Annotated in this window: 21 protein-coding genes; 12 read left to right on the top strand and 9 right to left on the bottom strand. The window is 58.6% G+C overall.

Annotated features, from left to right (window positions below; genetic code table 11):
• Nucleotides 1-63: 63 nt before the first annotated feature.
• Nucleotides 64-1,278: a YeeE/YedE family protein gene (locus DDE77_RS16985; RefSeq protein WP_108398696.1), complete on the top strand. Its 1,215-nt coding sequence runs from the start codon at nt 64-66 to the stop codon at nt 1,276-1,278.
• Between the two features lie 427 nt (nt 1,279-1,705).
• Complete coding sequence (locus DDE77_RS16995; protein ID WP_108398669.1) at nt 1,706-2,293, top strand: DUF6969 family protein; 588 nt, start codon at nt 1,706-1,708, stop codon at nt 2,291-2,293.
• Between the two features lie 12 nt (nt 2,294-2,305).
• Here DDE77_RS16995 and DDE77_RS17000 read toward each other — a convergent pair whose 3' ends face one another.
• Nucleotides 2,306-3,742 carry a sensor histidine kinase gene (locus DDE77_RS17000; protein WP_108398670.1) on the bottom strand — a complete coding sequence of 479 codons (1,437 nt, stop codon included), beginning with the start codon at nt 3,740-3,742 and terminating at the stop codon, nt 2,306-2,308.
• A 167-nt stretch (nt 3,743-3,909) separates the two neighbouring features.
• On the opposite strand from DDE77_RS17000, the gene DDE77_RS17005 reads away from it, so the two are divergent.
• Together DDE77_RS17005 and DDE77_RS17010 are read left to right on the top strand one after the other, a co-directional pair.
• Entirely contained in the window at nt 3,910-5,373 is a 1,464-nt protein-coding gene (locus tag DDE77_RS17005) for a sensor histidine kinase (protein ID WP_108398671.1), read from the top strand.
• A gap of 95 nt (nt 5,374-5,468) precedes the next feature.
• The gene (locus DDE77_RS17010; RefSeq protein WP_108398672.1) at nt 5,469-5,861 is read left to right on the top strand and encodes a response regulator; all 393 of its coding nucleotides are present in this window, start codon (nt 5,469-5,471) and stop codon (nt 5,859-5,861) included.
• A 32-nt stretch (nt 5,862-5,893) separates the two neighbouring features.
• Here DDE77_RS17010 and DDE77_RS17015 read toward each other — a convergent pair whose 3' ends face one another.
• The gene (locus DDE77_RS17015; protein ID WP_157959900.1) at nt 5,894-6,706 is read right to left on the bottom strand and encodes an outer membrane protein; all 813 of its coding nucleotides are present in this window, start codon (nt 6,704-6,706) and stop codon (nt 5,894-5,896) included.
• Nucleotides 6,707-7,003: 297 nt separating this feature from the next.
• Here DDE77_RS17015 and DDE77_RS17020 point away from each other — a divergent pair, with 297 nt between their 5' ends.
• Together DDE77_RS17020 and DDE77_RS17025 are read left to right on the top strand one after the other, a co-directional pair.
• Entirely contained in the window at nt 7,004-8,335 is a 1,332-nt protein-coding gene (locus tag DDE77_RS17020; RefSeq protein ID WP_210204420.1) for an aminotransferase class I/II-fold pyridoxal phosphate-dependent enzyme, read from the top strand.
• Nucleotides 8,336-8,428: 93 nt separating this feature from the next.
• Nucleotides 8,429-10,198 carry a putative bifunctional diguanylate cyclase/phosphodiesterase gene (locus DDE77_RS17025; RefSeq protein ID WP_170116542.1) on the top strand — a complete coding sequence of 590 codons (1,770 nt, stop codon included), beginning with the start codon at nt 8,429-8,431 and terminating at the stop codon, nt 10,196-10,198.
• A gap of 33 nt (nt 10,199-10,231) precedes the next feature.
• Here the strand turns inward: DDE77_RS17025 and DDE77_RS17030 are convergent, their stop codons facing one another.
• Nucleotides 10,232-10,786 (bottom strand): pyridoxamine 5'-phosphate oxidase family protein, encoded by a 555-nt coding sequence (locus DDE77_RS17030; RefSeq protein WP_108398675.1) that lies wholly within the window; start codon nt 10,784-10,786, stop codon nt 10,232-10,234.
• Between the two features lie 198 nt (nt 10,787-10,984).
• On the opposite strand from DDE77_RS17030, the gene DDE77_RS17035 reads away from it, so the two are divergent.
• Both DDE77_RS17035 and DDE77_RS17040 read left to right on the top strand, forming a co-directional pair.
• Nucleotides 10,985-11,764: a L,D-transpeptidase family protein gene (locus tag DDE77_RS17035; protein ID WP_245895349.1), complete on the top strand. Its 780-nt coding sequence runs from the start codon at nt 10,985-10,987 to the stop codon at nt 11,762-11,764.
• Nucleotides 11,765-11,788: 24 nt separating this feature from the next.
• Nucleotides 11,789-12,127 carry a YnfA family protein gene (locus DDE77_RS17040; protein WP_108398676.1) on the top strand — a complete coding sequence of 113 codons (339 nt, stop codon included), beginning with the start codon at nt 11,789-11,791 and terminating at the stop codon, nt 12,125-12,127.
• Here the strand turns inward: DDE77_RS17040 and DDE77_RS17045 are convergent.
• Nucleotides 12,124-12,825 (bottom strand): cation efflux transmembrane domain-containing protein, encoded by a 702-nt coding sequence (locus tag DDE77_RS17045; protein WP_108398677.1) that lies wholly within the window; start codon nt 12,823-12,825, stop codon nt 12,124-12,126. The genes DDE77_RS17040 and DDE77_RS17045 overlap by 4 nt on opposite strands.
• Nucleotides 12,826-12,898: 73 nt before the next feature.
• On the opposite strand from DDE77_RS17045, the gene DDE77_RS17050 reads away from it, so the two are divergent.
• Nucleotides 12,899-13,324, top strand: coding sequence for a MerR family transcriptional regulator (locus DDE77_RS17050; protein ID WP_108398678.1), 426 nt, complete (start codon nt 12,899-12,901; stop codon nt 13,322-13,324).
• Between the two features lie 164 nt (nt 13,325-13,488).
• Here the strand turns inward: DDE77_RS17050 and DDE77_RS17055 are convergent, their stop codons facing one another.
• A complete protein-coding gene (locus tag DDE77_RS17055; protein ID WP_108398679.1) occupies nt 13,489-14,049 on the bottom strand; it encodes a lipocalin family protein in 561 nt (186 codons plus the stop codon).
• 139 nt (nt 14,050-14,188) lie between these two features.
• Nucleotides 14,189-14,671, bottom strand: coding sequence for a hypothetical protein (locus DDE77_RS17060; protein ID WP_108398680.1), 483 nt, complete (start codon nt 14,669-14,671; stop codon nt 14,189-14,191).
• A 165-nt stretch (nt 14,672-14,836) separates the two neighbouring features.
• Here DDE77_RS17060 and DDE77_RS17065 point away from each other — a divergent pair, with 165 nt between their 5' ends.
• The 3 genes from DDE77_RS17065 to DDE77_RS17075 all read left to right on the top strand — a co-directional run bounded on the left by DDE77_RS17065 (nt 14,837) and on the right by DDE77_RS17075 (nt 16,347).
• Nucleotides 14,837-15,202, top strand: coding sequence for a PRC-barrel domain-containing protein (locus tag DDE77_RS17065; protein WP_108398681.1), 366 nt, complete (start codon nt 14,837-14,839; stop codon nt 15,200-15,202).
• Between the two features lie 156 nt (nt 15,203-15,358).
• Nucleotides 15,359-15,604, top strand: coding sequence for a BON domain-containing protein (locus DDE77_RS17070; RefSeq protein WP_157959901.1), 246 nt, complete (start codon nt 15,359-15,361; stop codon nt 15,602-15,604).
• A gap of 344 nt (nt 15,605-15,948) precedes the next feature.
• On the top strand, nt 15,949-16,347 hold the full coding sequence (locus tag DDE77_RS17075) for a DUF309 domain-containing protein (protein WP_245895351.1): 399 nt from the start codon (nt 15,949-15,951) through the stop codon (nt 16,345-16,347).
• Between the two features lie 2 nt (nt 16,348-16,349).
• Here the strand turns inward: DDE77_RS17075 and DDE77_RS17080 are convergent, their stop codons facing one another.
• The 3 genes from DDE77_RS17080 to DDE77_RS17090 all read right to left on the bottom strand — a co-directional run bounded on the left by DDE77_RS17080 (nt 16,350) and on the right by DDE77_RS17090 (nt 19,600).
• Complete coding sequence (locus DDE77_RS17080) at nt 16,350-17,858, bottom strand: copper resistance CopC/CopD family protein (protein ID WP_170116543.1); 1,509 nt, start codon at nt 17,856-17,858, stop codon at nt 16,350-16,352.
• Between the two features lie 137 nt (nt 17,859-17,995).
• A complete protein-coding gene (locus DDE77_RS17085) occupies nt 17,996-18,520 on the bottom strand; it encodes a YcnI family copper-binding membrane protein (RefSeq protein WP_210204421.1) in 525 nt (174 codons plus the stop codon).
• 39 nt (nt 18,521-18,559) lie between these two features.
• Nucleotides 18,560-19,600, bottom strand: a complete 1,041-nt coding sequence (locus DDE77_RS17090; RefSeq protein WP_157959903.1) for a hypothetical protein — start codon at nt 19,598-19,600, stop codon at nt 18,560-18,562.
• Nucleotides 19,601-19,841 lie beyond the last annotated feature (241 nt).

The raw sequence follows: 19,841 nt of genomic DNA on the forward strand, positions 1-19,841 counted from the left end.
AAAGCTTCGGAGTTCATGCACCTTGGCATGGCTCCGGAGCTCGTCTTTTTTCTTCGAGAACTCATGACAGATCTTTCCATTTCCGCCCCGAAGTTCCTGCCGACAGCTGTTGCCGATCGGGCGCCTTTTGCCGTGGCCGTCGCCTTCCTGCTTCTTGGCTTTGCTGCGATCACCTGGCTGGTTGACCTGAGGCAAGGCGGCCTTTTCCTGATCGGGGGCGCGCTGGGCGTTACGCTTTATCATGGCTCCTTTGGCTTCACCGGCGGCTGGAAGCGCATGGTGGTGGAAAAGCGCGGTCGAGGCATGCGGGCGCAGATGCTCACCATTGGGGTGGCAGCTCTGGCCATGATCCCGCTGGTTGCAGCAGGCAATATCGGTGGTCAATCCATTGCGGCGGCGGCCGGTCCAGTGGGTGTGTCGGTGCTGCTGGGGGCGGCAATCTTTGGTCTTGGCATGCAATTGGGTGGTGGTTGCGGCTCGGGAACCTTGTTCACCGTTGGTGGCGGCTCAGCCAGGATGCTGGTCACCCTCGCCTTTTTTATCATCGGCGCGCTGGTGGGCACCGCGCATCTGCCCTTCTGGCTCCAACAACCCAATATAGGCACGATCAGCCTGGGCGCAGAACTTGGGGTGGGTTTTGCCATTGCCGCGACCATAGCCGGACTGGCTGGTGTGGCGCTGGTCACCGCTGTCATTGAAAAGCGTGTCCATGGCAACATAGAAGCTGAACCCGTTCCGGCGCGACCCGGTTGGACCTGGATCTGGCGTGGACCCTGGCCGCTTGTCGGGGCAGGGCTCATGCTGGCATTGCTGAACAACGCCACCCTGCTTTTGGCCGGGCATCCATGGTCCATCACCTATGGCTTTGGCCTTTGGGGCGCAAAACTCGCGCAAGGGCTGGGTGTCGATGTTGCGAGCTGGGAGTTCTGGACCTGGCCTGCGCAGGCTCGAGCACTCAACTCAAGCGTATTGGCCGACACCGTTTCGGTAATGGATTTCGGGCTGGTTCTTGGTGCTGCGCTCGCAGCGTCGGTGGCCGGTAAGTTCGCTCCCAAAGCGAAGTTACCTCTTGGATCGCTCCTGGCTGCTGCCTTGGGTGGAGTGCTGATGGGCTATGGCGCAAGGCTCTCGTTCGGATGCAATATCGGTGCCTTGTTTTCGGGTATCGCTACGGGAAGCCTGCATGGCTGGCTCTGGTTCGCGGCCGCATTTGTTGGGTCGCTCGGCGGCGTATGGCTGCGGCCGGTCTTTGGTCTTGATGGGTTCGCCAAGAAATGACGACAACTCGCAACACGCTCCTGTTTGGCGCAGCACTCGCCGTTACGACCGTCGCAATAGCCTATGACACTGTAACAAACCCCGTGCCGCCCCGACCTAGCGCCCAAGGCACCAGTGTCGCGGCTGCGGGTTCCGCACCTTGTGCGGCTGGTGCTGCGCCCTGCGCTGCAGGTGCACCCTGTGCGGCCGGGGCGCCCACGCGGGCTCCGGCGCCACCGTCACCTGCAGCCCCTTGCGCTGCCGGTGCACCGAATTTGAAGGCACCACCGCCTCCGCCCGCAGCGCCTCAGCCTACAAGCGAGGGTAAAAAGGCGCCACCGCCGCCACCAGCGGCGCAACCGGCTGCGCCCGTGCTCAAGGCTCCGCCGCCTCCGCCGGTGCGCAAACCTGCAGACCAGGAAGCCCCCGATCTGGTGGTCACAAGCCAATGAGCGAAGCTCGGGAGCGTGCACTTGCCGAAAAGGCCTTCTGCGAGGCGATCCTCGCCAAGGAAGGGCTTTCCATTCTGAGTGAAACTTTCCGGGGCGTGGATAATATCGATGCTTGGGAGCACTACCCGGAAGGGGATGTGTTTGATCCCGTCAGCAATGGGCAGTGGTTTTACCACTGCCACCCTGCCGAGGAAGGCGCGCGAGAGCACGGGCACTTCCATTGCTTTGTGCGGCCAGAGGGGCCAGGAGGGTCGATCCATCACCTGGCTGCCATTGGTGTGGACGCAGAGGGGCGGCTCCTGCGGATCTTCACTGTGAACCAATGGGTGGTGGGGGACGACTGGGCCGATGCAGACAAAACCATCCCATTGCTGGGTCGCTTTGATATCCAGATGCCCAGGCCTTCTTATCTGGTTAATCGTTGGCTCACATCGGTGATGGTGGCCTATGAAGATGTCGTGGCTGAGCTGATCCGCCAGCGAGACCGCACCTTGCGTGATCACCAACCACCAGAGGGCGTAGCAGCCACTCAGGACCGCGCCCTTGAGGTAGTATCGGAATTTATCGTAGCCGCAGCCGGCTGAGATGCACGGCGATCAGCTCGCAGTGGCCATGGGGTGCGGGTATTCGAGTTCATCCCCTGCTTCCCCTATAAAGGGGCTTTGGGCGATTGTGACGTCGGCCGGCACGCGGGCTGTAAAGAGGGCGCCCTTGCCGGGCTCGCTCCGCACAGAAATTGCACCGCCCATCATGGCGCAAAGTTTCTGGCTCAGTGCTAGTCCCAGCCCGGTGCCGCCATATTTGCTGGAGGTGGATTCCGTTAGCTGGGCGAAATTCTGGAAGAGCTTGGCCTGATCCGCTTCCGACATGCCTATGCCAGTGTCGCGCACCGAGATCTCGATCCAGTCGCCGCCTACTTTGCTGTCCCGGCGCACTGTGAATGTAATAATGCCGTCTTGCGTGAATTTGGCCGCGTTGCTCAGAAGATTGAGCGCGACTTGCCGGAGTTTAGTTGCGTCGTTGCGGACCGAGCCAAGCCTGCCGCTAGTTTCAATTTCCAGCCGATTTCCATTTTGAGTTATCAAAGGCTGAGCGTTGGAGATCACATCATCAACAAATGAACGGAGATCGAATGCACTTGCTTCAAGCTCCATGGTGCTCGTTTCGATCTTGGAAAGATCCAAAACGTCGTCAACCAGCGATAGTAGGTGCCTTCCTGCGGCATTGATGCGCTTGAGGTCAGCAAGTGTTTGGTCTCCCTTGCCCTCCATTTCGGCGTCTTCCAACAGGATCTCGCTATAGCCGATCACAGCGTTCAGCGGTGTTCGCAGTTCGTGACTCATCTTGGCGAGAAAGATGGATTTCGACGTGCTTGCCTTCTCCGCCAATTCCTTGGTTTCGCGCAGCCGCAGCGCCGTGTTGCGATGCCGCTCTGCCTCGCGTTCGGTTTCCGATCGCGATGAAACGATGCCGGCGTAGTAGTTGGCCATCCACGCCATATAGATAGTGGCCGACATGATGGACACGTAGCTGAGCGGGGTGAGGGTGGAAATTGGGAGGCGCGAGGAAAGACCCCAGACCATGGTTGCGATACCGAAGCCGACCAGATTGGCGGCAAACAGGGCGATCACCCCCAGAGCATGCTCGGACAGGTAAAAGAAGCCGAGCATAAGGGCGACGATTACCCAGGGTACGAATGGCGATACCACGCCGCCGTAGTGATAGGCACCAAACAGAGAGGCGAATGTCAGCACCTGGAAAGACAGCAGGGCCACGAGCTTGAGATTGCCTGACCTGCGCAAAATAAGCGGCATGACAAAGAATGAGCAGATCAGGCAGATCACGACCCATTTTTGCCAGCTCGGCTCAGTGTCCACCAGATAAAGGTAGACGCTCATCGTCTGGGCCAGGGCTGGGCCTAGAAAATGGGTGAAAACGAAGTTTCTCGCCTGGCCTAGCTCCCAGCGTTCAGCTTTGGCAGACGCCGGTATGAAGCTGTCGATAAAATCAAGAATGCTGTCTTTAGCGGCCAACGAGCTCACTCCTTCAAGCGTGCCATGGTGCGGCGGGAGCCTTTAAGGAATTGTGCATCGGCTGGAGGTAACACCCACTTAAACATCAGTAGATATGCTTGTGTGGCGGGCGCGAAGGCAGGTCAGGCAGAGCTATCGCCCGGCCATTCCGCCGCTGGAGATTGAACATGCCACGGCCCTTCAGCTCAAAGATGGTGTCCGATCACCTTAGCCGCCTGGTGGAATGGTTTATCCCCCAACGGCTCGCTGCTGACCCGGAAAAGAGCAAACAGGCGCGGGTGTTCCTGATCAGCCATCTGTTTGGGCCGTTTCTTGGCAATACCGTGCCGCTTGCGCTGTTCTTGCTCGATCCGGCTCCGGGCTTGCCTGTTGCGGTGCTCGCCCTGTCCATTACCGGCTTCTGGCTGTTTCCCTTTCTGTTGCGGTTTACAGCGCGTTACAATCTGTTGGCGCTGCTTTCGGTCGAAAACCTGATCTTCTGCATTTTGTGGAGCTGCTATTTTTATGGCGGTGTGACGTCCCCGACCTTGCCGTGGGTACTTGTCATACCCTTGCTTGCCTTCTTTTACCTTGGCCCAGTGCCTGCCCTTCGTGGAGCGGCAATGGCGCTCTTTGCCGCAAATGTCGTCCTTGCGTGCGGGCTCTATATTTTCGTTTACACGCCCCATCACGATCTTCCCGAGTCCTCGCAGCTGACCCTTGGGATCATCTCCACAGTTGCGGCTTCGCTGTACGTGACAATGATGTCGTTCTACTATGCTCGGATACTTGCCTCACAGGCCGGGCTGGAGAGCGAGGTTAAGCAGCATCTTTCTACTGCGGCTGAACTCCGCGAAGCTACTGCGGCGGCAGAACGCGCAGATGCCGCCAAGTCCGAGTTCCTGGCCAAGACCAGCCATGAACTGCGCACGCCGCTCAACGCTGTGATCGGCTATAGCGAAATGCTGCTGGAGGAGGCCGAAGCGTCCAAAGACAGCTTCGGGGTGTCTGACCTTCAGCGTATTCGGGGCGCAGGCAAGCAATTGCTTGGCCTCGTCAATGATCTGCTGGATCTCTCCAAAATCGCCGCCGGGAAGATGGAGCTTTTTATTGAAGAGGCGGAGATTGGCGCCTTGATTGCGGCGACAACCGAGGAGTTCCGAGCCACGGCCGAAGGGCGCGGGACCCAGCTGTTTGTGGACATTTGCGCGGATCTAGAAAGGGCCGCCTGCGACGCTCACAAGGTGCAGCAGATCGTTTCGCAGCTGGTCAGCAATGCGGTGAAGTTTACAGAGGGCGGAAAGATAGAAGTTCGCGCCAGGCGCATCACAGACGGTGCCGATGGCGTGCTGCAGCTCGAGGTTCAGGACACCGGGATTGGCATGTCCGAGGAGATGATGCCGGGATTGTTCGACGCATTCAACGGAGCCGAGGACTATAGTTCTAGCAAATATGGTGGAACTGGCCTGGGCCTTGCCCTTAGTCAAAAGCTCGCAGGTTTGATGGGGGGCGTCATTGCGGTGCAAAGCGAGCCTGGGAAAGGTAGCTGCTTCACCGTCTCACTGCCTCTTGGCGACAGGCAGATAGCACAAGGTCAGACTGGAAATGGTGAGCGCACGGACGGCGATCACCTTCTTAGTGAAGTTGCCTAACAACGATCGGCCCGCAGCGGATTGCCCCGCCCCCGATTTCGTCCTTACGGCGTTCGCGGGCAGGACTGATTACCCTGCGGTGAAAAGCAGAGACTATGTATAAGATATTGCTGGTGGAAGACAACGAAGCCAATCGGGATATGCTTTCCCGCCGGCTGAGACGCCACGGCTATGAAATTGTGTGTGCAGTGGACGGGCCGGATGGCATTGCCAAAGCGGCAAGTAGCCGGCCAGACCTCATTTTGATGGATATTGCGCTAGGGGAAATGGACGGGTGGGAAGCTATCCGGATCATCAGATCGTCTTCGGAGATCCGCGATATACCCATTATCGTGCTGACTGCCCATGCGCTCGCGGCTGACCGCAATAGGAGCGCGGAAATGGGATGTGCTGGTTTTGAGACCAAGCCGGTCGACCTGCCGCGTCTTCTATATCGGATTGAACGCGCTCTCGCCCCTCGCAGCGCGTGTACCTTAACCAGGTCCTGAATTGTTCCCGGTCTCTTTGGCTCAAGCGGTTCCTAGAACTTGAAGTTCAAGCCAGCGCGGACCAGGCCACCATTGTTGAGGAAGCGATAGGTGATCTGCTGGCCGGGGAAGGCTCCGTCCGTAGCGCGGACGCTCCGATCGCTAAAATCATAGTACAAATATTCGAGCTTGGCCGTAACATCTTCCGTGACAGCGTACTCGACGCCGGCGCCTACGCTATAACCCCATAGCAGGCCGTCAGCCGACCAAGGTCCGAAGCTTGTCGCAATTCCGGGCAGAGCAATCCCAAATTCGTTTTCCACGTGGCCAGCGGCCAAGCCGCCTGTGACATAAAATAGAGCCTTGTCGGCGGTGACGCCGGCACGAAGTCGGGCCGTAGTGAGATTGTTCAGATTGGTCTGGAAGCTGGTGACCGTTTCCTGGCCAACGAAGGCCGGCGGGCTAAAGGGAGTGCCAGGGTCAATGGCACGGAACTCCGCCGATCCATCAGCATTTGCCCAAGCCACGTCACCTGCGATGCCGAGGACAAAACGGCCGAATTGCTGGTCATAGCCAGCCCCAATGCCAAACAATGCGCCGCCTGAGCTGCCCGAGACGCTTCCTGGCAAGGCGCCGTTCGCGACATCGGCTTCAAGAAGAGCGCCTTCTACGCTGTCCAGCTCCGATGAAGCATTGCTGCTGAGATAGCCACCGAAGATGCCGACATGGAAGCCCGACCAGTTATAGCTCTGTACCTCTGCGATCGCGGACGGGGAAGCATCTGGCGCAAGGATCAGCGGATCAGCAGCAACGCTCCCAACGCCAAGCAACAAGGAAGCAGTCAAGGCAAGACCAGCTATTTTCATGTTTTCCATCCTTGCTGCTCGGGTTAAGTACCTTGATTAGTAAGGATAAGCCTGCGCTGCAAGCCAATTTGTTCCCCATGTGGGCCTAGCTCTCCTCATTAGGTACAACCAAGCTATGGGGGTTCACGTTCGCTTAGGCTTCTCCCATAAGACCATGATAACCAATCCGCTAAATGTGAGCAGCACACAGGGAACTCGACTTTGTTTTTTAAGGCAAAATTTAGGCCGTGATCTTCATTATGCGCCGCGACGCCCAAGAAGAAGTGGCCAAATACTTCAAGTAAACAGGGGTTCGTTTTGACAAATACAGTGAAAAGCCTGCCGCCTGCCGCTCTTAAGGGCAGCATGCGGGACTTCCGCATCATTGATGGCAATAACATCATCTCTCGAGTCGAGAAGTTCTTTGCCTGGCAGGACACGCGGCGTGGCAGCGGCCTTTGGCCATTTTCTCGCGCCACAGAGGGCGGCCCCGGTGCGGTGTGTTCGGCCCGGGATGATCGCGGCATTGCCATGCGCGGCGTGAACTTTGCGTCGCAGGACTATTTGAGCCTGTCTTCCCACCCCTCCATTATCGAAACTGCCAAACGGGTTATTGACGAGACGGGTGTCCATAGCGCCGGCTCGCCCGCGCTGGTGGGTAACACCAGTCACTCCGTGGCGCTTGAGCGCAAGATCGCAGACTTCCTGGGCATGGAAGAGGTAACGCTTTTTCCCACTGGTTGGGCCGCAGGATTCGGCGTGATCAAGGGCCTGGTTCGCAGCGCCGATCACATCGTGATGGATAATCTTGCCCATGCCTGTCTTCAGGAAGGGGCAGCGGCTGCCACCAAGAATTTGTACCGCTTCCGCCACCTCGACCTGGAGCATTGCCGCCACTGGCTGCACACCATTCGCGCCGAAGACACGACCAACGCCATCATGGTAGTGACCGAGGGTCTGTTTTCGATGGACTCCGACACGCCCGATATCGGTGCCATGCAGGATCTATGCCACGAATATAACGCAACGCTGGTTGTTGACGTGGCCCATGATCTGGGTGCCCTAGGTCCAAACGGACGCGGTCACATCGGCGCGCAGGACATGATCGGCAAGGTCGATCTCGTCATGGGCAGCTTCTCCAAAACCTTTGGGTCCAATGGTGGCTTTGTGGCGAGCAAGACGCGCGCCGTAAAAGAATATCTCAAATTCTACAGTGCTCCGCAGACATTCTCGAACGCGCTGTCGCCGGTTCAGGCTGCAATCGTGCTGCGGGCATTCGAGATCGTTGACTCGGCCGAAGGGGAAGCACTGCGCGGCGCCCTGATGCGCAATGTGCTTGACCTCCGGCAGAAGCTCGTCGATGCCGGGCTAGAAGTCTATGGAGAGCCCTCGGCTATCGTGGCGGTAAAGATGGGTTCGGAAGGTCTCGCGCGTGTTGTCAGCCGGCAGATTGCCGAGACCGGGCTGTTGGCCAATCTGGTTGAATTCCCCGCAGTGGGGAAGGGGGCGGCACGCTTCCGGCTGCAGGTCATGGCCGGGCATTCGAGGCAGAACATCGATGATGCGGTTCGCATTCTGCGCCAGGCTTACGACGAAGCCAACGTGCTGCTCGAGGCGGAAAACGCCCAACCGCTCGATGTTGTCGCGTAATTCCTTCAGCAAATTCCCAGTCTGCGGATGGACCCCCAGGCCCGTCCGCACTTACGCGCAATCCCGCCATCATACAAATTGCGAGGCAGCGCCTTGATTGACAATATTCCCTCCGCTCCTGCGCCCAAGCTATTGGTGGTCGATGACATCGCCGACAACCGAGAAATATTGCGCCGCCGCTTTACGCGCCGGGGCTATGACGTCACTGAGGCGGAGAACGGCCCGCAGGCGCTCGATCTGATCGCCAACAATATCTACGATATCGTGCTGCTCGACGTTGTGATGCCAGGCATGGACGGTCTGGCGGTATTGCGAGAAATACGCACCACCTGGTCACAGGCTATGCTGCCCGTGATCATGGTGACGGCAAAAACAGAAGTGCAGGATATTGTCACGGCGCTGCAGCTTGGCGCCAATGACTACATCACCAAGCCAGTCGAATTTTCCATTGCCCTGGCGCGGGTGGAAGCCCATGTCGCCCGCCGCAGGGCTGAAGTTGCCTTGCAGAACCGGATCGGTGAACTCACACGGCTCAACGAGCGGCTCGAACACGAAATCACCGAACGCCAGCAATCGCAGGCGCGCATTCACCAGATGACCTATCGGGATAGCCTCACTGGTCATGGCAATCGCGCAATGCTCAAGGAAGGCCTGATCCAGGCGCTCAAGGAGCAGAAAACATCCACCAGTCTTGCCGTTCTGCATCTCAATATCGACAAGTTCAGGGCCATCAACGACGCTTTGGGCCACGCAGCCGGCGATGCCCTGATCAAGGCCGTAGGGCAGCGTCTTGAGGGTATTGCCGCGCAGACCGGGATTGTAGCGCGCCTCGGTGCCGATGAGTTTGCGATTGTCCTTAAGGACGTCCGTGATGAGGAAGCTGCTGCCCGCTTCGTCGAGGACCTTCTGGGCAGATTGGCCGAGCCCTATAGGCTGGACGGCCAGCAACATGTTCTGAGCTGCAGCGCTGGAATAGCACTGGCGCCCCGGGACGGTCTGACAGCTGAAAGGCTGCTTACCAGCGCCAGCCTCGCCCTTGCGGCCACAAGGGTGGGCAAGCGCGGGTCTTATGTGTTCTTTGATCCCGCGATGAACGCGCGCGCTCAAGAGCGGCAAACCATGGAAACCGAGTTGCGGCAGGCTCTGGAGCGGGACCAGATGGCGATGCATTACCAGCCCCTTTATGATCTGGCCGATGAGAGCGTCGCCGGGTTCGAGGCGCTTATGCGCTGGGAGCATCCAATTGGTGGCATGGTTTCCCCCGCCGAGTTCATCCCCCTGGCGGAGGAGACCGGTATCATCGGAAGTCTTGGTTTATGGGCCTTGCGCCGCGCCTGCGAGGATGCTCTCGAGTGGCCCCGCAAAATCACGGTTGCCGTCAACATCTCGGCTGTACAGTTTCGCGATCCCAATCTGGCCAGAAAAATTCGGGCAACGCTTGGGTCTACTGGATTTGACCCTGCCCGGCTGGAACTGGAGATTACCGAGACCGCGCTGCTGGAGGAGGGGGATCTTCCTGCCCGCACCCTTCACGATTTGCGCACGCTAGGCGTGAAGGTCAGCCTCGATGATTTTGGCACCGGCTACTCAAGCCTGAGCTATTTGCGGAGCTTTCCCTTCGACAAGATCAAGATCGATCGCTCCTTTATCAAGGACCTGCCCAATGACGCGGTCAGCGTGGCCATTGTGCGCGCGGTGACATCGCTTGCAGGAGCGCTGGGCGCAAAGGTCACAGCCGAAGGCGTTGAAACCAAGGAGCAGCTAGAGCTATTGCGTCGGGAGGGCTGCGACCAGATTCAGGGCTATTTGATCAGCCGCGCCTTACCGGCTTCAGAGCTTGGCTCATTAATGATGAGGCACTAACTCCCGCGTTGCCCAGCGGGAGACAGCAGCAATCTATTGGTCCATCAAGCCCGTGGGGAATCCATCCATGCTGGTCTGGTTCTTTTGGCGCCAATAGTCTTCGATGCCATCAACGCCCTTGGCTCGTGCCCAGGCATCCATCTGAGGCCGCTCGTCCTGGTATTCGAAAAGTGGCACGCCATAGCCGCACGAGGTCTGCACCAGATCGAAATCAAGCATCACCATCTGGCGGGCGCCCAGCGGAGCTTGTCCGCCATAGTGTTGGGCAAGCAAGGCGGCGAACTCTGTGCTTTTGCGATGGATCACCCGTCCATGGCCGTAGAGCCGCATGATCAATGGCGGGCCGGCCAGAGCGCAGAACATGATGGTCAGGCGCGGATTGATCGCGAGGTGGGCGGCAGTTTCGTTGCCGCTGCCGGTTCGATCAAGATAGAGGACCGTATTGTCATCCAGAACACGGAACATGTCCGTACTGCGCGGCGACATGTTCACCCGGCCATTCGGCGCTGCCGTGGCGGTGAAGAACATGTGCTGTTCTGCGATGAATCGATGATGGTGGGATTCAAGACGGGGAAATTGTTTCGCCATTGCCGGTAGATGCCCTTGCTGGTCGCAGTACCGCCAGCCCTAGTGCGATCCCGAGCGCCAAACAAGCTTGGCTGCTCTAGCCGCGCGAAATCGCCAGAGAGCTGACCTTCCCTTTCGTTCCGGTCACAGATCGCTTTGGTTTACCGGGGAGTAATTCTCTGCCCGCATGGTGCGCACAAATTAAAAGGGCTTTTGACCATGTTGAACAGCACCATTCGCATTATCACCTTGTTGGCAGCGGTTGCGTTCCTGGCTGGTTGCCAGCTCTGGGGTGACAATCGCGCCAACGTACCGCTTCCGGCGGCGCTGGTGGAGCGCATGGCTGCCATAGGGACATCGCCGGCCGAGCCCATGATGATCCGGGTCTATAAAGAATCGTCCGAGCTCGAGGTCTGGAAACGGAGCCGGTCAGGCCAATTTGCCCTCCTTAAGACCTATCCGATCTGCAAATGGTCGGGAACGCTTGGCCCTAAAATCCGGGAAGGGGATCTTCAGTCGCCCGAGGGTTTCTATGACGTGACGCCTGCGCTGCTGAACCCAAAATCATCCTACCATTTGGCGTTTAATGTCGGTTTCCCAAACAAGTTTGACCAGGCGCTGGCCCGCACCGGCAGCTATCTGATGATCCATGGGGACTGCAAATCGGTGGGTTGCTATGCGATGACCGACGAGGGGATCAAGGAGATCTATGCGCTTGCGCGGGAGGCCTTCCGAGGTGGCAGCGCGGCATTCCAGCTTCAGCTGCTGCCTTTCCGGATGACTGAAGATAATTTCGCGCGGCACGCCACAAGCCCGCATGTAGGGTTCTGGCGGAACCTCAAAACGGGTGTGGATGCGTTTGACCAAACAAGGCAGCCTCCGGTCTGGGATGTCTGCGAACAGCGCTATGTGTTCAACCAGAACGATCCGAGGAAAGCGCCCCTGGACCCCAACGGCCCTTGTCCAACTGGTTCGTTCTCGACCATGGCTGCGATCTAGCTGCTGCGCTGCAGGGAGATCGTCGTGCCCGTCTATGCAACCACCGCCTTTGTTTATGCTGGGGCAGCCTTGGCCGAGATTGCAGGATGTTTTGCATTCTGGGCCTGGCTGCGCCAGGGACATTCGCCCGTGTGGCTCTTCCCCGGCGCTGCGTCGCTTGTGGCGTTTGCATATTTGCTGACCCTGGCGCCAGCCGAGAATGCCGGACGAGCCTACGCTGCTTATGGCGGCATCTATATCATGGCTTCTCTGCTTTGGCTGTGGTTGGCCGAAGGGCGGGTTCCCGACAGGTGGGATCTTGCCGGCGGCGTGCTGGCACTCTTGGGGGCAAGCGTTATCCTATGGGCTCCACGCGCTAGTTAGTGGTGGGCATGGTCATGCCCGTGACTGCTCAGGGCTCCCCTATCCTCCCCGCTGCGGTACTCACCCCAAGCCTGGTGCAGGATCTGGAAGGAGGAAGAGAGAAAGAGTGCGGCCATGATCGCGGCCACGATGAGATCGGGCCAGGCACTCTTTGTGAACCACACTGCTACTGCCGCACCCATGACAATGACATTGCCGATCGCATCATTGCGCGAGCATAGCCAGACGGAGCGGACGTTGGCGTCTCCGTCCTTGTAGCGCATAAGAAGAAGAACGCTGCCCAAATTTGCCCCAAGCGCCAGAAGGCCGATAAGGCCCATAACTTCGGCGCTGGGCGTGCCCAGCACAAGCACCTGATAGGCCGTGGAACCGAATACCCATAGACCCATCAACAAGAGCGAGAGCCCCTTCAACAGGGCAGCCGTGGAGCGCACGCGCAAGCTGGCGCCAATCACGGCGAGGCTGAGGCCATAGGTAAGCGTATCGCCCAAGAAATCGAGCGCGTCCGCCTGGAGGGCCTGCGAACCCGCGAGCTGTCCTGCTGCCATTTCAATGATGAACATCACGGCGTTGATGGCAATCACGATCCAGAGCACGCGCTTATAGCCTGGTGCCATCCCGTCAAAGGGCGCATTGCTGCTGCAGCCGCAACCGCCATGAACCACGGTGCACGCCCTTGCCTCTGCTGTCTTGTCCATATTGCTTCCTTTGCAATGCCTCAGGATCACTCCTACATCCTCTAGTGACTAGAGGATCAAGAGGAAACTTCCCATGGCTGTTCCCATAGGCATGGCGTCCGATCGGACCGGGATCAAGGTCCCGACCATCCGATATTACGAGCAAATAGGATTGCTACTTTCACCGCCGCGAACAGGAAGCAATCGCCGCCTTTATGGCGATGCTGAAATCCGGCGTCTTAACTTCATCCGGCACGCGCGCGAGCTGGGCTTCGAGGTCGAGGACATACGCGAGCTTCTTGCGATGGCCGCCGAGCCACAAGCTTCCTGCCACAAGGCGGACAGCATTGCCCGAAGCCATCTTGCCGAGATCAACCGCCGGATCGCGGCCTTGGAGGCGCTCAAGGGCGAGCTGACGCGCATGATCGATGAATGCGGCCATGGGCGTATTTGTGAATGCAGGATCATCGAGGCGCTGGCGGATCATGGCTTATGCGAAAGCGAGCATGCCAGAATTTAGGAGCTGGCTTGCTCGGGCATTGGTCCGGCCAACTTCGCGCTGGGTAGAGCGCTGTGGAGGCGCGCATGATTTTTTACCCGGCTACGAGCGGGCGTCGAATGATTGATCGATGCTGGCTGAGCAACATCGATCGATCTATTTGTTATTCTAGCTCACGAAAGCTTTTATTGCGCAGACGGGTCATAGGTCTGGGGCGGCTGGGAGGTATCGGAAAGCTCCGAGAGATCCACGCCGACCTCGCTAAGGGACGCTTCAGCTTCCTCGCGGTCCTCGCTCGAGAGTTCAGGCTCGCGCGCCAGGATCCAGCCTGTGTTACCATCAGGCGAATAAACAGCGGCCCAGGGATATTGCCCGTCTTCCTCTTCGCCTACGGCGGCGACGACGTAGTTGACTCCTGGAGCACCGCTGTCTTCGCCAAATTCAACCGAGAAGGTGTTGAAGTTGCCGTTGACGACTTCGGCCGTGCCGACAACACCCTGCTCGTCGCCGGAGGTGCGGTCGCAGCGGTTGATGACCTCCATGGTGGCATCATCCACCAGATTGTAGGTCGCGGTTACGCCGCCATCGCAGTCTTGCTGATAAGGCGTGGGCGTGCGGGCAATTTCGTACCAGAGCCCAGTATAGGACTGTGGATTGATCTCCAATGCGGTGGTGGTGCCTGCTTCCTGTGCGAAGGTCGGTGCGGTTACGAGCAGGGCGGTGCCCATAGCTATGGCGAAGCGCATCTTGTTCTCCTTTTCCTGGTATCAGCGGTGAACATTGCGCATGCGCCAGGGTTCCCGTTTGCCTCAGGTGAAGTACAACCCGACCCTTTTAGGTGTGTCAGACCGTTGGGCTCCAGCCGAGCGCTATACGCAAAATCAGCTAGCCGCAGCGGGCTAAAACCTTGCCAATAGCGGCAGACGAGTTCTTGGCGCCGAAAGTCTGGCGATCCAGGAATTCGAGTTGACCGTCGCGCTTCGTGCGGGCGAAGGCCAAATGGATCTTGTCACCAGCTTCTTGGGCCAGGCGTGCCCATTGGCGGGCCACGGGACCACGAACCAGGACGGAACTGCCATCGCTGTGGATCAGGGGAAAATCCTGAGCGAAGTTGGTGTCGTTGGCGACAGACACTTTGTTGCCTTTGGCATTGAGGGCAAGGCTCATGGTGCTTGCCGAGGCTACCTCGCTGTCGGGCTTTCGCACCCAAAAGGCCATGGCGAGATCACCGCCCCGGCAGGCAAACTGAAATTGTGCGCCCTCATTGTCGAAATAGGCAATAGGGGTGCTGCCGCTCTCAAACTGCCATTCAGCAGCACATGCCGGAGCCGCAAGCAGCAAGAGGCAAGCGGATAAAGACTTGAGCATGGATGTGTCCGGGGCCAGAAGGTGAAAAGCGCGTAAGCAGTACAGGATCGCGCCCTCAGATATTGGACGGCTTTGGTAAACTCCGTACTAACGTGACCGTGCAGCCGGTTGCCCGGAACTTGCGACAGGGGTGGTCGTTCAAATGCCACCATCAAGGAGGTTTACATGAACAAGATTGTTACCCTAGCCGCAGCTCTGCTGATGACCAGCACCGCCTTTGCGCAGAATGCGCCAGCGAACTGGATCGAGATCGATGACGATGCCGTACAGGTTCCCGGGCTCAACGTAAGTGTTGACGAGCTCGAAGACATGGATGTCTTCACCGAGCGTGGTGAGAGCATTGGCGAAGTGGATGAAGTTCTTGGCACCGAAGCTGGAGTCGTTTCAGCAGTCGCAATCGAAATCGATGAAGGTTTGTTCGACGACAAAACGATCATTTTGGAGATCAGCGAATTGAGCGTGGCTGAGGGGCGCCTGATTACTCAGCTTACTCAGGAGCAGATCGAAGCCATGCCCGACTACAACGACTAAAAGCGCACAAGCTTTGGCCAGCAGGAATATTCTGCTGGCCTTTCACTGCGCGTGCGACACATAGCTGGCATGCAGCCGATCCGGTGGATCTTTGATCTTGCGCAACAAAGCGCGCTCTTGCCCGGGTTATGGATGCCTCAAGTTCTGGAGGCTGACATGAGCAAGACAAATATGACACGCACGGACGAGGCGATCGCGGACCGGGTCATGGTGTCGCTGTGGGAGGATCCGTTTCTGGACCCCACCGGCATGCAGGTGAGCGTAGCCGATGGTGTCGTGACCTTGACGGGCAATAATCTGGACCCCGAACAAGTGCTTCGCGCGACCTCGCTCCTGGCCGATTTGATCTGTGTGCGGGATGTGGTTGATGGGACAAGCGTGCGCTTTTCCCAGGCTGCCTGAGCCACAGTCGGCACTACCAAACCGGGGGGTCATGATCCTTCGCTGCAGTAAGCGATTGGTGATGAGCGGCTTCCCATGGCTCCCGAGCGCACACGCCTTGGGAGCTTCTTGTCTCAAGCGCAGGGAAAAGCTGGCGCTTGCACAAACCTTCTAGTCCGATCCTGACAGCCTGACGTACAATGTTGCGGCCTGGAGGGATCAACAACGTGACTGATCGGCCGCGCTATGCAATCGGCAGGAGCTTTCCGTCTTATGCGTATTTGCCAGGACGCTATCCTCATCCGGTGCGGGATCCAGCAGGGCACAGCCACGGGCTCCCGGCACCATTAATCCATGGGAGCCCTATGCTGGGCTCACACGAGTTTCTCTGGGGAACCGACCTTTTCAATCACGGCTATTACTGGGAAGCGCACGAAGCCTGGGAGGGGCTGTGGCAGATGGCCTTGGGAGATGAAAAACTGTTCTTCAAAGGCTTGATCCTGCTCTCTGCCTCCGGGGTGAAGGTGCGGGAAGGCAAGAGAGGGCCTGCACTTCGTCACGCCACGCGTGCGGCCGAGATGTTCCTGCTCATACCTCCGCAAGTGCAACTGGAACTGGCTGGAGTGATAGGAAGGACGCCCTCTAGCGTGGCGATGGCAAGCATCGCAGCCATCAAAACCGCGCCTATGAGCGTGGCGCACAGCGTGATCCCTGACGCGGTCTTCCCTTATGTATTGGGAGACGCCGAGCGAAATGACGCCTAAGGCTAAGGAGTGATTTCTATCTGGCTCTTGAGCTTGGCCAATTCAAAGTCGCTGACCCGCACTTCCACTTCGACAGACCAAATGCCAGGAAGAGGTATGGTTAGCTGGTTTACCTGCCAGACACCTGCGTCGTTCAACTCCGCGGTACGGACAATTGGCGCCATCTGTTCGCCCACTGGCTTGAGCGACACCTTGACCCCTCTTGGGGTGAGTGTTTCGCCACCATGTTTTCCCAGAGCGATCTCGACGTTGGTGGACCCGACCCGTGGCGAGGAAAAACTCAGCGATGCATGCAGCTCTTCTTGCGAGATCGGAATCATGATCGATGTTGCTGGCTGAGTTATCAGGGCGCGTGGCGGCGGCGTGAAGCGCCAGGTTGAGACCAGGCCCAGCACAGCGAGTATGATGAGGATTTCAGCGATGATGCCGCGGCGCATGTGCCGCAAAGCGCGCACATCCCCCGCCGCTGCCGGCGCCGTCAAAACCCAGCGGTTCCAACTGGCAATGGCAAAGAGAACCACAAGCAGGACAAGCTTTGCCGCCAGAACCTGCCCGTAGGGTGACAGCCAATTGCTGCCCGGCGGTCCCAGCTGAATTGCAGCCAAAATGGCGCCCGAAAGCACAAGCGGGACGATGGCGAAAGGGATGGCGCGGGAGAACTTGATCAGCGGTGGCGTTGCGGAGCGCCTATCTTGCCGGAGCAGCAGCACAAGGGGGAACAAGGCGCCTACCCACCAGGCGATTGTCGTTATGTGCAGGAACAGGGCAGTTTTGGTAAGCCATTGCGGCTGGGCAGCACTCGCGTGCCCGCTGGACAAGATGGCAATGCCAGTCAACAGCAGCGCCACAGCGGCCGAAACGCGAACCCATGTTGGCGACTTGGCGTACAAGGTTCCGAATCCAAACAGCAATGCGCCGACGGCGAGGAGAACAGTGGTGCCGTACGGGCTGTTTATTCCCAGCAGCCAGGTTCGGGGTTGGGGAAGTGCGAAGAAATCTGCGCCGGCCAGGTCCAGGCCCTGAAGGCCAACAACAAGAGGCGCAGCGACGAGGCCGGCAATAATTGTCCATTTGCAGCTAGTACCTGCAAGTGGCGGCAGTTCAGGCGCAAGCAAACGAAAGACAGCTCCGCCGACTCCGAAGAACAAGCCGATAAACATCGCCAACCGCGTTACCCATAGCGCGCTGGCAACAGCCGAGCCAGTCGGTGAAGCAACGAAGTTTTGAGCAGCGCTGGCTGTGCCTACAACGAAAAAGCTCGTTCCACTGATGGGATGCCCATCCTCGGAAACTGCCCTCCAGCTCAGCGCATAGCTTCCCTCACCCAGTTCTGGGGGCAAGCTGATTGATATGGTGGTGCCAGAGGCCGAAGATTGCTCCAGATCGCTCAGTTCTCCCCCTGGGCGCACAAGGGACGCCGCAATAAGCGACACTGGTTCGTTGAACGAGAGAGCCACTGTGTCTGGTGCGCTCTCGAGAACCGCTCCATCCGCCGGCAGCGTTGCTGTCAAGGTGGCGTGTGCGTGTGCGCCCTGACACAAGGCGAGGCAAACCAGCAGTCCCGCTGCCAGCATAATGGCGAGCGGGACAAGGAAGCGGCTCAGAGAAAAGACGCAAGGGTATTCCCTCGCGTCGAAGGTCGATGAACTCAATGGGCGTGCCCTGCAGCAGGAGTAAGCGTGAGCGAGGGTGCAGGGAACTCAGAATCATGGTCGCCAGACTGGTCGATCCAGGCGTCTTCCGTTGTGCCGCAAGTCTGGATCACGGGGAAGAACAGGGTGCTTCCTTCTTCAAGTTCACCGCCCAGGGTGCCACGGAAGGTAAACTCATCAAAGAAATCGTTGGGCAGGTTGCCGCCGGTCCAGGTGATTTCCTTAACGCCCTCGGTTAGCTCAGTGCCGTGATTCATGAAGGGGGTTTCATAAGGACCCGTCTGGGTTTCGATCGTCCAGCCGGCCTTGGGCATCGGCTTGACGTTGTACAGCCCTTCCGGAACCTGGACCCGAACGGCGGTAGTTGCCTCATTGCCGCAGCCGTGACCCACAACAAGCACTGCACGGTAGGAGGCCCCGACTGGTGCCTCTTTTGTCTGCAGCGTGATGTGAGCGAATGCGGGGGCGCACATTGCCAGTAATGCAGCGGTACCGGTGACCAGCGTAAGTGCAATCCTCATTTTCTTCTTCTCCTTATGGCGTGGAACATATCCGCAGCCTTAGTTACGTTGTTCCGGAATTTCGATGGTGAAAGGCACGGTGAGAACCTCTTCACCGCCGATGAATTCGATCCAAAGAGCATAGGTGCCCGGTGCCGGTGGCGTCACATGGATGCTCATTTCAGGGGAGATTGCTGTCGCAATTGTTCCATGGTCGCCGTGGCCTGAATGGCTCCTCGATGTTTGCGCCGGCGGGTGATCCGCAGCACCGTGACCATGTGCACCATGGCTCGTGGCTGGCGTAGTGGCGCTTTGCGAATGACCGGCGTGGCCATGGCCGCCAGAGCTGTGATGCCCGTCGTGCCCTTGCATCGCGGTTTCGGAGCCATGCTGCTCGGCACCATCGCTCATGGCGTGCGCATGCACATAGGCTAGGTCCTCAGCCCGCACGAGCACGGCATGGGCAGCGACGCCCAGATAGGGCGCTAGATCTTGGGCAGGCTTGCCGTTCTTTTCAACCGAGAGGGTCATGAGGCTTTCGGCGCCTGCGCGCAGCTGCGATGGATCCAGGGTGACGGTGTATTCACCGTCCCCAGATGAAATTGGACCGCTTGAAGCGGAGGGGGCGGGAAGCCTCGGTGTTTCTTTGCTCCCAGCTCCAATTGAAGCGTCAAAGCGCAGAACCTGCTGGCCCATACCCGAGGGAACGGCGTCGGTATAGATGTGGTAAAGCCCAGGCTTGGGGAAGTCGAGTTCGGCCGCAAAAACGCCTTCGTCATTGGCTTCTTCCACGTGCCGGTGGACCAGGGTAGTCAGTTCTGCGTCGACAGCTAGGATGTGCAATTCCTGAGTAAGCTCGACGTCGAACTTGGAGACTTGCTTGTTGGTTGCAAGGTCTGTGTAAACCAGCTCCACTGCGCGGCTGAGTGGCCCAGTCTCCTCCAGAACCATGTCGCCAGAAACTTTCTGGCTGACATCAGGCAGCGCAAAAACACCTTCGACTTGCATTTCCTGCGCTACGCTGAATGGCCAGGTCGCTCCCACGAGCAGGGCAGTTGCGCCGCCGGCGAGCAGCGTCCGCTTCAGAAGTTTCAAGGTCATTTGGGTCTCCGCTGGCATCATAGAAAAAGGTGACCTGCTGGCATGGTGCCAGCAGGTCGATCAGGCTTGGCTTAGTGGCCCGACATGGACGCGTCCGGTGGCTCACCGATAGGGCCAAAGATGTCGGGTTGTTCCTCGCCTTCCACGATCAGGTAGCCGGCCAGCCCGCGTTCAGCCCGCGAGAGGGCATGGTCCACAAGAACGTACTGTCCCGGTACTTCGCACTTGAACTCGACGATGG

Source organism: Devosia submarina (genome assembly GCF_003056345.1).
Taxonomy (GTDB): Bacteria; Pseudomonadota; Alphaproteobacteria; order Rhizobiales; family Devosiaceae; genus Devosia; species Devosia submarina.

Coding starts and splice junctions, on each gene's coding strand:
- DDE77_RS17015 (WP_157959900.1), bottom strand. CDS start 6,706: ATGAAAATAGCTGGTCTTGCCTTGACTGCTTCCTTGTTGCTTGGCGTT.
- DDE77_RS17055 (WP_108398679.1), bottom strand. CDS start 14,049: ATGCGCTTCGCCATAGCTATGGGCACCGCCCTGCTCGTAACCGCACCG.
- DDE77_RS17030 (WP_108398675.1), bottom strand. CDS start 10,786: ATGGCGAAACAATTTCCCCGTCTTGAATCCCACCATCATCGATTCATC.
- DDE77_RS17090 (WP_157959903.1), bottom strand. CDS start 19,600: ATGACCTTGAAACTTCTGAAGCGGACGCTGCTCGCCGGCGGCGCAACT.
- DDE77_RS17035 (WP_245895349.1), top strand. CDS start 10,985: ATGTTGAACAGCACCATTCGCATTATCACCTTGTTGGCAGCGGTTGCG.
- DDE77_RS17075 (WP_245895351.1), top strand. CDS start 15,949: ATGCTGGGCTCACACGAGTTTCTCTGGGGAACCGACCTTTTCAATCAC.
- DDE77_RS17070 (WP_157959901.1), top strand. CDS start 15,359: ATGAGCAAGACAAATATGACACGCACGGACGAGGCGATCGCGGACCGG.
- DDE77_RS16995 (WP_108398669.1), top strand. CDS start 1,706: ATGAGCGAAGCTCGGGAGCGTGCACTTGCCGAAAAGGCCTTCTGCGAG.
- DDE77_RS16985 (WP_108398696.1), top strand. CDS start 64: ATGACAGATCTTTCCATTTCCGCCCCGAAGTTCCTGCCGACAGCTGTT.
- DDE77_RS17005 (WP_108398671.1), top strand. CDS start 3,910: ATGCCACGGCCCTTCAGCTCAAAGATGGTGTCCGATCACCTTAGCCGC.
- DDE77_RS17010 (WP_108398672.1), top strand. CDS start 5,469: ATGTATAAGATATTGCTGGTGGAAGACAACGAAGCCAATCGGGATATG.
- DDE77_RS17050 (WP_108398678.1), top strand. CDS start 12,899: ATGGCTGTTCCCATAGGCATGGCGTCCGATCGGACCGGGATCAAGGTC.
- DDE77_RS17045 (WP_108398677.1), bottom strand. CDS start 12,825: ATGGACAAGACAGCAGAGGCAAGGGCGTGCACCGTGGTTCATGGCGGT.
- DDE77_RS17060 (WP_108398680.1), bottom strand. CDS start 14,671: ATGCTCAAGTCTTTATCCGCTTGCCTCTTGCTGCTTGCGGCTCCGGCA.
- DDE77_RS17085 (WP_210204421.1), bottom strand. CDS start 18,520: ATGAGGATTGCACTTACGCTGGTCACCGGTACCGCTGCATTACTGGCA.
- DDE77_RS17065 (WP_108398681.1), top strand. CDS start 14,837: ATGAACAAGATTGTTACCCTAGCCGCAGCTCTGCTGATGACCAGCACC.